Origin of the sequence: Bacillus pretiosus (assembly GCF_051294775.1) — a bacterium.
Lineage (GTDB): Bacteria > Bacillota > Bacilli > Bacillales > Bacillaceae_G > Bacillus_A > Bacillus_A wiedmannii.
The window spans coordinates 1,315,655-1,329,771 of sequence record NZ_JBPPHF010000001.1 but is presented as its reverse complement, the minus strand read 5'-3'; the positions used below and the strand labels follow the sequence as shown (position 1 = coordinate 1,329,771).

Here is a 14,117-nt window from a genome sequence, read left to right as displayed (position 1 = left end):
TAGAAGACAGCTTTTTGATTTTATTAGTAAAAATAAGTAGAAATAGAAGATTGAGTTACTTGTCCAAGCAATTTTTATTAAATTACATATAATGCTGGTAGTTATTTGAAATTTTTATAGAAAATTGATTGGAGTGAATATTGTAAATGGATGATTTAAACAAATTTTCTTCCTTTAAGTTTGATAAGGATCAAAAGAATATAATCATAGACCTTTTACTCTCAGATATTTTTAATAGGCATGGGATAAATGAAGAAAGGTTAAAAAATTTATCGCCAGAAAAAAAACAGCAAATTAAAAGTATTGTTTCTGAAATACAATCACAGGTTAATAATTATTTAGATTGAAAGGGGGTGAACTTATGGACAAAGCATGCCATACAGATGAAAATAAAAAGTGGAGTGCATTAGATTCTTCAAATCCTCATCCATCTTTTAAAAATGCCAATGTTTCAGAAGCAGCTGCACAAGAAAGCAAAACTTACCAAATTTCTGAAGAATCTATTACAATTGTTGATTCAGCAGATGTAGAAGTTACTACTACAGATACAAAAGCTGCGTTATCTATTCAAGCAGCATTACAAGCAGCTATCGTGGTTATAATAAGTATTTCTATAGCAGATAGTGAAAAAGCTGACCGTGTAGCACAAGAATTGTTTCAAAAATCATCTATTAAACAAGTTAATAAACAAGAAACTGTCATTAGAAATTCTAGAAATGTTACAGTTACGACTACGGATACAGACATAGCAGTAAATGTTCAAATTCTTCTCCAAATTTTATTAGCTTTACTAGTAAAATTAAATATTCTATAAAATATTTGACCTGTTTTTTAAATATGGTGCTTCTTAGGGATAAGTATTCACTTTTTTAATTATAGTACAGGCTAAAATATTAATCATAATTGGACTAATATTTAACATTGCATGAATAATAAGGTTAACAAACAATGTGATGGAAAATAAAGTTTGGTTATTTTTTTAAAAATTAAAAAGCCGTTTCCTTTATTGGATTTGGCTTTTTAATTTTAAACAGTATAAATTTGAAAAGACCACATTAAATTAAAAAATTTAAATATAATAATGAAAAATCCCTAAAATTATTCGTGGTATAGAAAAAATAACAATAAACAATTGGTTAAATTGGAATGATTTTTATTAACAGTTCAACATTTGAAGAATAGTGCATACAATATAAAGTCTTTTCCTTTCTTCATTTAAGTTTTACGTATATAATTTAAAAGTACTATTTTTATTTTATATTTTTTATATTTATAACAGAATAGAGGTTTAAAAATGGGTGTTAAAATCATTACGGATAGTGCGGCGGATTTACCGGTAGAATTGCTGCAAGCATATGATATTGATTTAATTCCACTCCGTGTTTATGATGAAGCAGAAACAGAGTATTTAGATGGAGTTACATTAGAGTCAGTTACATTACTGCAAAACATGAGAGAAGGCGCTGTTTATAGAACGTCATTGCCTTCACTTGAAACTTTCCAAGAAAAATTTGTTTCTTATGCAAAAGAAGGTAATCCTTGTATATATTTAGCTTTTTCATCTGAACTGTCTGGTACATATCAATCGTCAGTTGTTATTAAAGAAGAAGTGAAAGAAACATATGCTGATTTAGATTTAGAAATTATTGATACGAAATGTGCTTCGCTTGGTCAAGGGCTTGTCGTATTAGAAGCTGCTAAAATGGCGAAAGACGGCGCATCAAAAGAAGATATTTTAAAACGTGTTGATTTTCTAATGAACCATATAGAACATATCTTCACAGTAGCTGACTTGCAGTACTTAGTGAGAGGTGGGCGTTTAAGTAAAGTAGCTGGTTTTATCGGTGGTTTACTAAACATTAAACCGATCTTAAACGTGCAAGAAGGAAAACTTGTACCACTTGAAAAGGTAAGAGGGAAAAAGAAAGTACTAAGCCGAATTGTAGATATTATGGAAGAGCGTGGAAAAGACCTTAAAGGTCAAACAATCGCTATGACTCACGGTGATGATTTAGAAACTGCCGAAGCATTAAAGGCATTAATTACTGAAAGATTCGGCTGTGAAGTATTTATCGTAAATACAATTGGAGCTGCAATCGGAGCGCATACAGGACCTGGTGCGTTAACATTGTTCTTCTTAAATGAAGTAGAGTAAAGGATTGATCTTTTGATCAATCCTTTTTTTCTTATTAATCAGTAATAATCGGTCGATATGGTATCGGTGAAGATAAAATCATCGAAGTTTTTACTGTACCAAATGGTATAACGATATCAATTAATTCCTCTAATTCCTTCATAGAGTGAACCGCTACTTTTAAGTAATAGCTACTTTCACCTGTTACTCGATGACATTCGAGTATTCTATATTCTTCGTAGATTTTCTCCTCAAATTTTTTACAAGGAATCTTTAGACTTTCAATTCTTAAAAATGCTTGAATTGATTTTCCAACTGCATCTAATGATATCCGTGCGGTATATTTTTCAATTATTCCAATATCTTGTAATCTCTTTAGTCTCTCGGTAACACTAGGACGGCTGAGGTGTAAGTGTTCGGTCATTTCTGTAATTGTCATTCTGGCATCTTCTTGTAGTAATAGCGTTATTTTCTTATCAATTTCATCCATGAATTATGCTCCTTTGCAAAATTGAAAGTAAATTTCTTAAACAAATACATAATATAAAACCTTATGTAAAAATACATACACTTTTGCATATTGAATAGACTGATAACTTTCTATAATTAAAATATAAATGGAGGTGCTTGTAATGTCTAATCATTTTGATGAAACAATTTCTATTAAAAGGGGAATAGCCTTATATGTCGGAGCGGTTTTAGGATCGGGAATCCTTATATTACCTGGTATGACGGCGAGTGTAGCAGAAGGGAATGCGATTTTTTCTTGGCTTGTTATGATATTACTTAGTGTTCCACTTGCATTCACATTCGCTTTTTTATCGATTGAGTACTCAAGTGCAGGTGGAATTGCCACGTTTGCAGAAAAAGCTTTCGGTAAAAATATAGGTGCTATTATAGGATGGTGTTTTTTTATTGCGGGTAGCGTTGGACAAATCGTAGTCTCAATGACTGGTGGAATGTATATAGTGAAAGTGTTTGCTTTTTCACCATATTTCTCTTACGTTATAGCGCTTATTATTTTAAGTATTTCAATTGGTTTTAATTTATACGGGTTAAAAATGAGTGGGTGGTTTCAAGTATGTATTGGTGTATTAACTTTCTTTATTTTAATTGTAACAATTATTAGTTCACTACCTTATATTGAAATAAAAAATATAAATGTACATATTTCTATGCAAGAAATAAATCCAATTTTAGAGGCATCATTATTAATTTTTTGGTCTTTTTTCGGCTGGGAAGCTATTGCAAGTTTAGCTCCAGAATTTAAAACACCTAGAAAAAGAAATATTATTCTATCTACGGGATTTGCGATTATAATTATTGGAGTTTTATATATAGGTATTGTATTATCGGTAATTGGAACGAAATCTTATTATATAAATGCTGATAATACTACAGCTCTCGTGCTTGTTATCAAACAAACATTAGGTGACCAATTTGCTTGGATAATTGGATTTGTAGCTTTTATTATTTGTCTAGGGACGACAAATGCATTTATCGCAAGTATCGAGCGCTTAGGTTATTCACTAGGAAAAGAAGAAGTTGCACCGCGTTATTTAGCACGTATTAATAAAAAAAGAGAAACACCAACAAATGCAGTAAAAGTTGTAGGTTTTATTGCATTTGTTGGTTTGTTCATAAGTTTCGGTTTCCATATTAGTATAGATAAAATTGTATTAATACCGAATTCGTTAGGAATTGTTACATATATAGTCGGTACTGCGGCCGGGATGAAATTAATAAAGAATAAGTTAGGCAAAATTTTTTCTATAGTAGCTTTTACATGTTGTGTAGCTGTTTATCCTTTTATTGGAGGAGTAATACTGATTCCAGTAGCTGTATCATTTATCTGTTTATGTTATATGCGTTTCAGTAGCAGAAGAAAAGGATATAAATAAGAATCTGTTTATAGAAATCTAAATATTTAAAGATATTAAAATTTTACCATTTCATATATAATTGTGTAGGGAGAAATATCTGTAACTATTTGTAAAAATAGGAGGCGGCTATAAAAATGCATGAAATTGCTAGGTGGGATTTAGATCGATTGTATCCAATTGAGGATATTGTAACTCCAATATTGAGGTTGAAAGAACAATATTATGCGACAAAAGATGTAGAGATTCTTTCAAAACTTATACAATCTATTGAAAAAGCAGAATACTATTTGTATTGCCGATCTGCTGAAGAAAGTATTTCATCTGACCTTACTATATCGACTATGACAGTAAAAGATTTGAAAAAAGAAGTACAGCAAGTAATACAGAAAAGTGAAATGGAAACTTCCAATAATATTAATACTAATTTAATAAAAGATGAACTTGGTGCATGGGAAAATATGTACATACAATTAAGAAATAAGATAGAAATAGAGCACAATAATAAGCAAATATCATTTGGACAAGCAAATAATATTGCAATGAATAGTGATAATGAAAAGGAAAGAGTAGAAGTATTCGAGTTATTAACAAATGCCTTACATAAGGAAAAAGAAATTTTTGCTACTGTATTAAATCAAATAGGGAGATTACGTAATACAAAGAGTAATGAATTAGAAGATAGAGAGATTTTAACGCAATCTCTACATGCTAATGGTATTACTGAAACTGTATTATTACAAATGTGGAATGCGACAGAAGAAAATCTTGATAAATTAGTAAGTGTTTTAAACGTGTATAAGAAGGGGGAAGCTTCGATTACATGGCATGAACTTATGACCGTAAAGGAAAATAATGAGATTCATATCCCTTTTTCAGTAGCAGTTCAAAACATATACGATGCGTTTGAAAATATAGATAAAGAATTAGCAGAATTTGCACGGAATGCAATAGAGAGTGGATGGGTGGATGCGGAACCGAGAGATAATAAACCACCTGGTGGATTTTGTGCTCCTTTTTTCAGTGAAAAAGAATCACGAATCTCTATGCGTTATGACGGAAGTATCGATAGTGTAAGAGTACTTGCGCACGAACTAGGACATGCTTGGCATTTTTATAATATGAGTTTTGAGCAATCTACTTCTTTTTTAGATGATTATTTGCCAATGAGTACGGCTGAATCGGCGTCTATTTGCTTTGAAACGGTACTCTTAAACTATCTAATTCAAACAACAGATAGTTTAGATATGAAAAAGTCATTGCTTAGTTGGAAAATAAGAAACTGTTTTAATTATGTAATGGCAATTCGAGCATCATTTGAATTTGAGAAGAATTTTTATGAAAAGTGTAAAGAAGGTCCATTAAGTGCTGATGAAATCGAGAAATTATCTATTGTATCGCAAGAACAAGCATACGGGAATGCATTATTAGAATATCAGCCATTTGTTTGGATGAAATATGTTCAGTTTTATATAGCAGATGTTCCTTTTTATAATTATCCATACACATTTGGGTATTTAGCTAGTTTTAGTTTATTAGAAATAGCTAATGAAAGTAAAAGTACTTTTCATTTGAAATATAAAAAGTTTTTACGAGAAACAGGAAAAGCTCCGGTGGAAGAACTGATGAAAAAACATTTTGAAATCGATATAACAAGTTATGCATTCTGGGATAAAGCTTTTAGACAAATTTCGAAAGATGTTGATGACTATTTAAGGCTTAATTAGAGTGAAAAAGGGGACGACATACATGAACAGAATTGGGATTATCGGAGCAATGCAAATCGAAATAGACTTACTTTTAGAAAAACTAGCTATACAAGAAGAACAGACGATTGCAGGAATGCCTTTTTACATTGGCGAATTCATGGGAACAAAAGTAATTATTACACGTTCTGGTGTAGGGAAAGTAAATGCAGCCGCATGTACGCAAACATTAATTCATAAATTTCATGTAGATGCTATCATCAATACAGGTGTTGCTGGAGGGTTACACCGAGATGTAAAAGTTGGTGATATCGTTATTTCAACGAATGTTACCCACCATGATGTAAGTAAAACTCAAATGAAAAACTTATTCCCGTTCCAAGAAGAATTTGTCGCAAGTATGGAATTAGTTGAGTTAGCACGTACAGCATGCAATAGTAGTAGTTTACATATGGAGGTTCATGAAGGAAGAATCGTCAGTGGTGAATGTTTTGTTGAAGATTCAAAACTAAAAGCGAGATTAATAGACGAATATGCGCCGCATTGTACTGAAATGGAAGGTGCAGCAATTGGCCATGTTGCTTACATAAATGAAGTACCATTTCTCGTTATAAGATGTATTTCTGACAGTGCAGATGATGAAGCGCAAATTTCTTATGACGACTTCGCGAAAACTGCCGCAAATTATTGTTCAGAAATTATCGTTGAGATGCTGAAAAATATATCGGGCAAAACTTATAGTTCAAAAGGGGAGAATGACATGTTACAAGCATTAATTTTTGATATGGACGGAACGTTATTTCAAACTGATAAAATTTTAGAATTATCGTTAGATGATACTTTTGATTACTTAAGATCACTACAATTATGGGATACGGTAACACCTATTGAAAAATACCGTGAAATTATGGGTGTGCCTTTGCCGAAAGTCTGGGAAGCTTTATTACCGAATCATTCTATTGAAGTAAGAGAACAAACAGATGCATATTTTTTAGAAAGATTAATTGAAAACATTAAGAGCGGAAAAGGTGCTTTATATCCGAACGTAAAAGAAGTTTTTACATACATAAAAGAAAATGATTGTTCAATATATATTGCTAGTAATGGTTTAACTGAATATTTACGAGCAATCGTATCTTATTATGATTTAGACCAATGGGTTACTGAAACATTTAGTATTGAGCAAATAAACTCACTTAATAAAAGCGACTTAGTAAAAAATATTTTAAACAAATATGATATAAAAGAAGCAGCTGTAGTTGGGGACCGGTTATCTGATATACGTGCAGCGAAAGAGAATGGCTTGATTGCGATTGGATGCAATTTTGATTTTGCACAAGAAGATGAACTTGCGCAGGCGGATATAGTAATAGATGATTTAATGGAGTTAAAGGGAATATTGCCTGTTGTGCAGAGGTAATAAAGTCATTTTCAAAAATTATATAATTGTATAAAAATCCTTCTTCCACTAGCGGAGTAGAATTCATTTGTGATAAATCAGTAATAGTTTGATTTGTTTTAAAACTAAGTAGAGGATTATAAAGTGTGTGCAGTTTTTTGCCAATTTCTATATATCTTATTCCAAGGAGGAAATATGCTTAAAGATAATTTTAACATTAGTAATATTCCCGCGGTTTTGTGGGGAGATAAAAGTGAAAAAGTTTTTATTGCAGTACATGGAAATATGTCAAATAAGGAAGATACAGTTATTCAAATATTAGCTGAAGAAGCTAATCAAAAAGGTTATCAAGCATTAAGCTTTGATTTACCTGAGCATGGAGACAGAAAAAATGATAATACTCCTTGCAAAGTACAGTTTTGTGTTAGTGAATTATCGATAATTATGAATTACGCAAAAGAACATTGGAAAGAAGTAAGCGTGTTTGCATGTAGTATAGGAGCTTATTTTAGCCTTTTAGCTTATCAAAATGATGTGATAGAAAAGGCATTATTTTTATCACCAGTAGTTAATATGGAACGAATTATCGAAAATATGATGAAATGGTTTAATGTAACACCAGAGCTTTTGCAAAAAGAAATGACTATAGAGACACCGATTGGTCAAAAGTTATATTGGGATTATTTATGTTATGTAAAACAACATCCTATTAATACATGGAATACAGATACATATATTATGTACGGATCCAAGGATGAACTGTGCGAATTTGAAACTATTAACTATTTTACAAAAAAACATCGTTGTAAATTAGAAGTCATGGAGACAGGTGAACATTATTTTCATACTGAAGAACAGTTCAAGATATTTGAACAGTGGTTACACAAACATATCGATTAACAAATTATAATTTATCTTGAACCTGTTAGAGAAGAATAGTGAATATATAAACTAATATTATATTTGAGAGACATTATAAATGTAAAAGTATTCACTTAAACAAACAATTGCCTTAGTTCAATAAGAATTAAACAACTTTATTAATGATTTTTGAGTACAAATATCTTCATATGTATAGAAATTAAACAACTTTAAAGAGCTTTACCACACACTAGAGTGTAGCAAGGCTCTTATATTTTCATAATAAAATAAAGCAACTATATTATCGATTTACATCTGAAGTGAAGAATACGCATGCTACAAATTAAATAAAATAACAACCATAAAAATGCTCAGAATAAATAATTCTTGAGCATTTTTACGTATTTTTATATTAAGGGGGAATTTACTTGAAAGATATACATATTCAACAAATTGAAGATTTAATGAAATACGAGCACGATTATCTTGTTCAAGAAAGCAAAGAAGAAGGATTTAATTTCTTAATAAAACTAATAAGTGAATATGAAAATAAAATAAACATATTTAATAAAACTGGAGAATGTTTATATGGTATTTTTCAAGGGGAAAAGTTAATTGGAATAGGAGGGTTAAATGAGGACCCATATACAGAAAACAATAGGATTGGTAGGATAAGGAGATTTTATATTGCAAAAGAATACCGAAGGAAAGGATTAGGGAGGTTACTGTTAGTGCGAATTTTAGGCGAAGCGAAAAAATATTTTAATATTGTTGTCTTACATACAGATACAGAACAGGGTGACAAATTTTATACTTCGAGTGGATTTATGAAAGGGATAAAATATGTGGGAGCAAGCCATTATTTGAACTTACATAAAAGGATGTAGTGAATTAATATTTATCTCTCTAACAGAACTTTTGTTCGTTTTTTGTATAGATTGATGGTATAATTTATTAGAATCTATTATTAGAATGGGGAATTAGATAATGGGAGAGAATAAAATTGTTAATGATTTTAATGAATATTCAATTTGGTTAAATACATTGAAAGGTATGAAAGAGGAATTGTGGGTGGCTCCAATATCAGAGGGGAAATGGACTATTAGCGAGATCATATCACATATTATGAACTGGGATGACTATCTTTTATGTGAGACATTATCATCAGTGAGAAATGGACAGGGAATGGAGTTCCCTGATTTTGATACATATAATAAACTAGCATCTAATTATGCTAAATCAGGTATATCTAAGGTGAAACTTCTTGAAGAAGCAAAAGCTAAAAGAGAATTACTCGTAAAAGAACTTAGATTACTGCCTGATGAAAATCTAAAGACACCTTTAACAGCCAATGGGGTATCACACTGTCCTCATACTGGAACGCCGTATTCTCTTATATATATTATTAAAGAATTTATAGGTCATGATAATCATCATAAAAGACAGGTTATTCATTTTTTAAATGAAAATGTAGTTGCTAACTGATAAATAAAAGATCCCGCAAATGATATTTGTGGGATCTTTCTTACATTATAATTTAACATTCATTTGTTTCAATAATCCCTTCGGATCACCTTTCACATAATAAAAATGCGGATTGTTTTCATCATCGTAAAGCATAATATAAGGTTTTTGATTAAGCGGGAGGAGAATAAGTACTTCATCAATTGTTGTATGTAACCATTGATTTGTAATAGAAATTGGTTTAGATAATGGGATTTTTATCATGTGACCATCTTTTGGAACGACGTTTAAGTTTTTGAACGGGCCAGTAATGGATTTAGCGTATTGAACAGCTTCTTTTTGAATAGCTGGATCTAAAGATTGTTTTTGAACGACCATTTCTTTTTGACAATCAAACACTTCAATTTGTTGATTTGTATTTGCGAACACATTTGTTGATAATAAGAAACAAAGAAGAGTAATAACCCCGATTTTTTTAATCATAATACAACACCTCGTTTTTACTATACCCTTAAAACGTTCAAATATTTTTCTGTCACATTGATGAAACAAAGAAGTTGTATAATACAATTGGTTTTTGTTTAATAGCAATGGAGGATAATGTATGAGAGTATTAATAGCAGATGATGAACAAGATATGTTAAGGATTTTAAAGGCTTATTTCGAGAAAGAAGGCTTCGAAGTTTTATTAGCAAAAGATGGAGAAGAAGCACTTCAAATATTTTATGATGAAAAAGTTGATTTAGCTGTTTTAGATTGGATGATGCCGAAACATAGTGGTATTACTGTCTGTCAGGAAATAAAAAAGAATTCAAGCGTAAAAGTGTTAATGCTTACAGCGAAAAGTGAAAGTGAAGATGAATTAGCAGCACTTCAAAGTGGCGCAGATGAATATGTAAAAAAACCATTTCATCCAGGCGTATTAATAACTAGAGCGAAAAAACTTATACAGCATGATGATGTCATTCAAGTTCAAGATTTGAAAATAGATTTCACTAAAAATAAAGTTTATAAAAATGACAAAGAGTTAGATATTACAAAAACAGAGTTAGAATTGATAAAGTGTTTTTTAAATCATAAAGGTATGATTTTAACTCGAAAAAAATTGTTAGATATCGTATGGGGATTTGACTATTTCGGAGAAGAGCGAACTGTTGATACACATGTAAGAAGATTACGTAAAAAAGTAGGAGAAAATATTATAAAGACGCATCGTGGTTTAGGATATAGTTTGGAGGAGCAGAGTGAATAAACTTGGAAAAAAGCTATTTCTCAGCATTTCTTTAACTGTTATTCTTATTTTTACAATCTCTTTATTATTAATTAACTATCTTTTACCGAAATATAATATTTACAAAACGCGAGAAAGTTTAGAAGGTATTACAGCACAAATACAGTCCATACCGAGCAAACAACTGGATGAAGCAATTACTAGCATTGAAAATAAAGGAAATGTTACGATTGCGTATACATCAATTAACAATTCGGAAGATCGAATTAATGATGAGTTACGTATGCAACTTACAAGGAAAAGGGTTGCCCTTAATAAACTTTGGATTACAAAAGAAGAAGTAATGAAAGTAAAGAACTTCGGGCAAGCGAATAAAATATATGATCAAGAAAAGATTAAATCTAGTTTTTTTGTGAAATACATTGCGAAAGACGATATGTTAATTTTAGTAGGAGTTTCGATCGCACATTCTAATGAAATAATAAAAGCGTTAAATTCATTTTATTTTTACATTTTTGGCATTACGATTTTTCTCATTATCGTACTTGTATGGATACTTTCAACGACAATCACCAGACCATTGAAAGAATTAAGTAATGTTGCAGAAGATATTTCAAATTTGAAATTTGAACGAGCGAAAGTGAAAACAAATGATGAAATAGGGGACTTAGCTAATAGTATTAATATCATGAGTGAAAAACTAAATGAAGCGCATGAAGATTTAACAGATCGAAATGAACATTTAAAACGATTTATGGGTGATGTGACGCATGAATTAAAGACTCCAATCGCATTAGTGAAAGCATATTCTATGGGAATAAAAGATGGTTTAGATGATGGTACATACATAGATACAATCATTAAACAAACTGATCACATTTCAAACCTAATTGAAGAGTTATTACGATTTTCTAAACTAGAAAGGGATGTTTTACAAAAAGAAGAATTCGATATTAAATCACTAGTCCAAAGTATATTAGATAAGCATAAGATTGAACTGGAATCGAAAGAAATCAATTTGCAAGTGAACTATAATGTTAGCGATGCAGTTGTTAATGCTGATGTAAATAAAATGAAAATGGTCTTTCAAAATTTAATATCTAATGCGATAAAATATACAGCAAATCAAAATATAAAAATTACTTTAGAAGATAGAAATGAAAATATATATTTTCAAATTCAAAATGGTATGAATGCTGAACAAATGAAAGATATCGATAAAATTTGGGAACCTTTTTACGTCTTAGAATCTTCTCGTAGTAAAGACCATTCTGGTACAGGACTAGGTTTAGCGATAGTGAAAAGTATTTTAGAAAGACATGGTTTTGATTATGGAGTCTCTACAATAGAGGGAGATATAAGATTTTATATTAATATGAAGAATGACTAATTCGAAACTATAAAAAGCATCGTCTATTATTAGGCGATGTTTTTTTTGATTATATGAGAGTAGTAAATCAGAATGTATAACCTCGAAAGCTCGTTTGAAGAGTGTTCTACAAATTTTTCAAGTTGTTGCATGAAATATAAACTGAATTTTCTGTTATTTTGTTGTATAGTAAAAGGAGACATATATGGGGAGGAAAAAGTATGGGGAAAAAGAAAATAGCAATTACATTATCAACAATCTTATCTTTATCAGTCACATCAGGAGTTTCTAGTATGACTGCGTATGCAGACAAGAAAGAAACAAACTACATAAATGAGAATGGCGTGAAGTTAAATGGGAAAGGTGCAGAAGGACTACAATCAAATACGAAGATTGAATTAGAAAATGGGATGACAAAGCCGATCTACTCGCTTGATGAAGCAATTATCGAAAATTTATTTGTAGAGACGGAAGTTGATAGTGATCGAGATGGAAAAAAGGATCGTGTATCAGTAAAAGTTATGCGTCCAAAAACTGATTCGAATGTGAAAGTTCCCGTTATATATGAAATGAGTCCATATCGATCTGGCTTAAAAGATGTTCCTGTATATAATGTAGATGAAGAATTGTATGCGTATGAAGGGAAACCGTATGGAGCTGTTAATCTTGGTTCATATGGAAATTATTATGTGCCAAGAGGCTATGCAGTCATTTTAGGTGAAAGTATAGGAACTGGAAAGTCAGACGGATGTCCAACTACTGGGGATGAGCAAGAAATATTAGGGACGAAATCTGTCATTGATTGGGTAAATGGGCGTGCGAAAGCATATACAGAAAATGGTGAGGAAGTTAAGGCTGATTGGTCAACAGGAAATGTAGGTATGACAGGCGTTTCTTATAATGGTACGTTACCAAATGCAGTTGCGACGACTGGCGTGGAAGGGTTAAAAACAATTATTCCAATCGCAGCGATTAGTAGTTGGTATGATTATTATCGTGCAAACGGTGCAGTCATTGCGCCTGGTGGATACCAAGGAGAAGATACAGATAATATGGCAGAAGCAGTACTAACAAGAGAAAATCCTGAAGTTTGCGGACAAGTAATAAAAGAGCTAACAACTGGACAGGACCGGAAAACTGGTAATTATAATGATTTTTGGGATAAACGTAATTATGTAAAAGATGCTAAAAACGTAAAAGCGAGTGTATTTGTTGTTCATGGTTTAAATGATTGGAATGTAAAGACGAAGCAGTTTGCGCAGTGGTGGGAAGCACTTGGAGAAAATGATGTCCCTCGTAAAATGTGGTTACATCAAGGTGGACACGGTGGAACATCAACAAATGATTGGCAAAGAACACAAAATAAATGGTTCGATTACTGGTTGTATGGAATTGAAAATGGGATTATGAATGAACCGATGGTGGATGTACAACGTGAAAATAAAACTTGGGATAAAATAAAAAATTGGCCGGATCCAGCAGCTGTACCGTCAAAAGTTCGTATGTATTTAAGTAACAAAGCAGTTAATTTGCCATTAAGTATGGGCTCTGCAAATAAAGTTTTCTCATTCGTAGATGATGCAAAAATGAAATCAAATCAATTAATAGAAAACCCAGAATTAGAAGTAGCCAATCGATTAGTGTATACAATGCCTGTACTTCAAAAAGATACGCGTATAAGCGGTACACCAAAGATTTCAATTACAGGAAATATTGATCGATCTGTATCAAATTTAACTGCTTTACTTGTTGACTATGGTGGAGCAAAGCCGGAAATTGTAACGAGAGGCTGGATGGATCCACAAAACTTAAAGAGTATAGAAAATTCAACAGCGATTCAACCGGGCAAAGATTATACATTCACATGGGATATGCAGCCTGATGATTATGTATTTAAAGCGGGGCATCAAATAGGGGTCATTTTAATCGCTAGTGACTATGATTATACGATTAGACCGAAAGCGGGCACGAAGCTTACAGTAAAATTAAGTGAAGTAACATTGCCGATTGTGAAATAAATAGTTATGAATAAAGAGCTTACTGCATAGTAAGCTCTTTAAACTTTGAAATGGG

At 31.4% G+C, this 14,117-nt stretch carries 14 protein-coding genes; 12 read left to right on the top strand and 2 right to left on the bottom strand.

Going from position 1 to position 14,117, the window contains the following annotated elements:
- The first annotated feature begins 146 nt into the window (after positions 1 to 146).
- The 3 genes from ACSG5Z_RS06625 (at position 147) to ACSG5Z_RS06615 (ending at position 2,155) form a co-directional block, all read left to right on the top strand.
- Positions 147 to 347 (top strand): hypothetical protein, encoded by a 201-nt coding sequence (locus ACSG5Z_RS06625; RefSeq protein WP_060487103.1) that lies wholly within the window; start codon positions 147 to 149, stop codon positions 345 to 347.
- Positions 348 to 361: 14 nt separating this feature from the next.
- Complete coding sequence (locus tag ACSG5Z_RS06620; protein WP_097891924.1) at positions 362 to 814, top strand: spore coat protein; 453 nt, start codon at positions 362 to 364, stop codon at positions 812 to 814.
- A gap of 480 nt (positions 815 to 1,294) precedes the next feature.
- Positions 1,295 to 2,155, top strand: coding sequence for a DegV family protein (locus tag ACSG5Z_RS06615; protein ID WP_087980723.1), 861 nt, complete (start codon positions 1,295 to 1,297; stop codon positions 2,153 to 2,155).
- Between the two features lie 34 nt (positions 2,156 to 2,189).
- On the opposite strand, the gene ACSG5Z_RS06610 is transcribed toward ACSG5Z_RS06615, so the two are convergent.
- Positions 2,190 to 2,624 carry an Lrp/AsnC family transcriptional regulator gene (locus ACSG5Z_RS06610; protein ID WP_098857879.1) on the bottom strand — a complete coding sequence of 145 codons (435 nt, stop codon included), beginning with the start codon at positions 2,622 to 2,624 and terminating at the stop codon, positions 2,190 to 2,192.
- A gap of 142 nt (positions 2,625 to 2,766) precedes the next feature.
- Between ACSG5Z_RS06610 and ACSG5Z_RS06605 the strand changes: the two genes are divergently transcribed.
- The 6 genes from ACSG5Z_RS06605 (at position 2,767) to ACSG5Z_RS06580 (ending at position 9,465) form a co-directional block, all read left to right on the top strand.
- Positions 2,767 to 4,035 carry an APC family permease gene (locus tag ACSG5Z_RS06605; protein ID WP_435711107.1) on the top strand — a complete coding sequence of 423 codons (1,269 nt, stop codon included), beginning with the start codon at positions 2,767 to 2,769 and terminating at the stop codon, positions 4,033 to 4,035.
- Between the two features lie 116 nt (positions 4,036 to 4,151).
- Positions 4,152 to 5,741, top strand: coding sequence for a M3 family metallopeptidase (locus ACSG5Z_RS06600; RefSeq protein WP_435711105.1), 1,590 nt, complete (start codon positions 4,152 to 4,154; stop codon positions 5,739 to 5,741).
- A gap of 22 nt (positions 5,742 to 5,763) precedes the next feature.
- Positions 5,764 to 7,140: a 5'-methylthioadenosine/adenosylhomocysteine nucleosidase gene (locus ACSG5Z_RS06595; RefSeq protein WP_435711103.1), complete on the top strand. Its 1,377-nt coding sequence runs from the start codon at positions 5,764 to 5,766 to the stop codon at positions 7,138 to 7,140.
- Between the two features lie 174 nt (positions 7,141 to 7,314).
- Complete coding sequence (locus ACSG5Z_RS06590; protein ID WP_435711101.1) at positions 7,315 to 8,019, top strand: alpha/beta hydrolase; 705 nt, start codon at positions 7,315 to 7,317, stop codon at positions 8,017 to 8,019.
- A 389-nt stretch (positions 8,020 to 8,408) separates the two neighbouring features.
- A complete protein-coding gene (locus tag ACSG5Z_RS06585; protein ID WP_435711099.1) occupies positions 8,409 to 8,867 on the top strand; it encodes a GNAT family N-acetyltransferase in 459 nt (152 codons plus the stop codon).
- Positions 8,868 to 8,967: 100 nt separating this feature from the next.
- On the top strand, positions 8,968 to 9,465 hold the full coding sequence (locus tag ACSG5Z_RS06580; protein WP_435711097.1) for a DinB family protein: 498 nt from the start codon (positions 8,968 to 8,970) through the stop codon (positions 9,463 to 9,465).
- Between the two features lie 45 nt (positions 9,466 to 9,510).
- Here the strand turns inward: ACSG5Z_RS06580 and ACSG5Z_RS06575 are convergent, their stop codons facing one another.
- Positions 9,511 to 9,927, bottom strand: a complete 417-nt coding sequence (locus ACSG5Z_RS06575) for a hypothetical protein (RefSeq protein WP_046954155.1) — start codon at positions 9,925 to 9,927, stop codon at positions 9,511 to 9,513.
- 121 nt (positions 9,928 to 10,048) lie between these two features.
- Here ACSG5Z_RS06575 and ACSG5Z_RS06570 point away from each other — a divergent pair, with 121 nt between their 5' ends.
- The 3 genes from ACSG5Z_RS06570 to ACSG5Z_RS06560 all read left to right on the top strand — a co-directional run bounded on the left by ACSG5Z_RS06570 (position 10,049) and on the right by ACSG5Z_RS06560 (position 14,062).
- Positions 10,049 to 10,696: a response regulator transcription factor gene (locus ACSG5Z_RS06570; RefSeq protein WP_046959692.1), complete on the top strand. Its 648-nt coding sequence runs from the start codon at positions 10,049 to 10,051 to the stop codon at positions 10,694 to 10,696.
- Positions 10,689 to 12,065 (top strand): sensor histidine kinase, encoded by a 1,377-nt coding sequence (locus tag ACSG5Z_RS06565; RefSeq protein ID WP_087983821.1) that lies wholly within the window; start codon positions 10,689 to 10,691, stop codon positions 12,063 to 12,065. Before ACSG5Z_RS06570 ends, ACSG5Z_RS06565 begins: the two co-directional genes overlap by 8 nt.
- Positions 12,066 to 12,265: 200 nt before the next feature.
- Positions 12,266 to 14,062, top strand: coding sequence for a Xaa-Pro dipeptidyl-peptidase (locus ACSG5Z_RS06560; protein ID WP_435711094.1), 1,797 nt, complete (start codon positions 12,266 to 12,268; stop codon positions 14,060 to 14,062).
- The last annotated feature ends 55 nt before the right edge of the window (positions 14,063 to 14,117 follow it).

Excerpts from the sequence above, each read along its gene's own strand:
- ACSG5Z_RS06605 (WP_435711107.1), top strand. The coding sequence starts at position 2,767 with ATGTCTAATCATTTTGATGAAACAATTTCTATTAAAAGGGGAATAGCC.
- ACSG5Z_RS06625 (WP_060487103.1), top strand. The coding sequence starts at position 147 with ATGGATGATTTAAACAAATTTTCTTCCTTTAAGTTTGATAAGGATCAA.
- ACSG5Z_RS06580 (WP_435711097.1), top strand. The coding sequence starts at position 8,968 with ATGGGAGAGAATAAAATTGTTAATGATTTTAATGAATATTCAATTTGG.
- ACSG5Z_RS06595 (WP_435711103.1), top strand. The coding sequence starts at position 5,764 with ATGAACAGAATTGGGATTATCGGAGCAATGCAAATCGAAATAGACTTA.
- ACSG5Z_RS06560 (WP_435711094.1), top strand. The coding sequence starts at position 12,266 with ATGGGGAAAAAGAAAATAGCAATTACATTATCAACAATCTTATCTTTA.
- ACSG5Z_RS06615 (WP_087980723.1), top strand. The coding sequence starts at position 1,295 with ATGGGTGTTAAAATCATTACGGATAGTGCGGCGGATTTACCGGTAGAA.
- ACSG5Z_RS06600 (WP_435711105.1), top strand. The coding sequence starts at position 4,152 with ATGCATGAAATTGCTAGGTGGGATTTAGATCGATTGTATCCAATTGAG.
- ACSG5Z_RS06610 (WP_098857879.1), bottom strand. The coding sequence starts at position 2,624 with ATGGATGAAATTGATAAGAAAATAACGCTATTACTACAAGAAGATGCC.
- ACSG5Z_RS06590 (WP_435711101.1), top strand. The coding sequence starts at position 7,315 with ATGCTTAAAGATAATTTTAACATTAGTAATATTCCCGCGGTTTTGTGG.
- ACSG5Z_RS06620 (WP_097891924.1), top strand. The coding sequence starts at position 362 with ATGGACAAAGCATGCCATACAGATGAAAATAAAAAGTGGAGTGCATTA.
- ACSG5Z_RS06570 (WP_046959692.1), top strand. The coding sequence starts at position 10,049 with ATGAGAGTATTAATAGCAGATGATGAACAAGATATGTTAAGGATTTTA.
- ACSG5Z_RS06575 (WP_046954155.1), bottom strand. The coding sequence starts at position 9,927 with ATGATTAAAAAAATCGGGGTTATTACTCTTCTTTGTTTCTTATTATCA.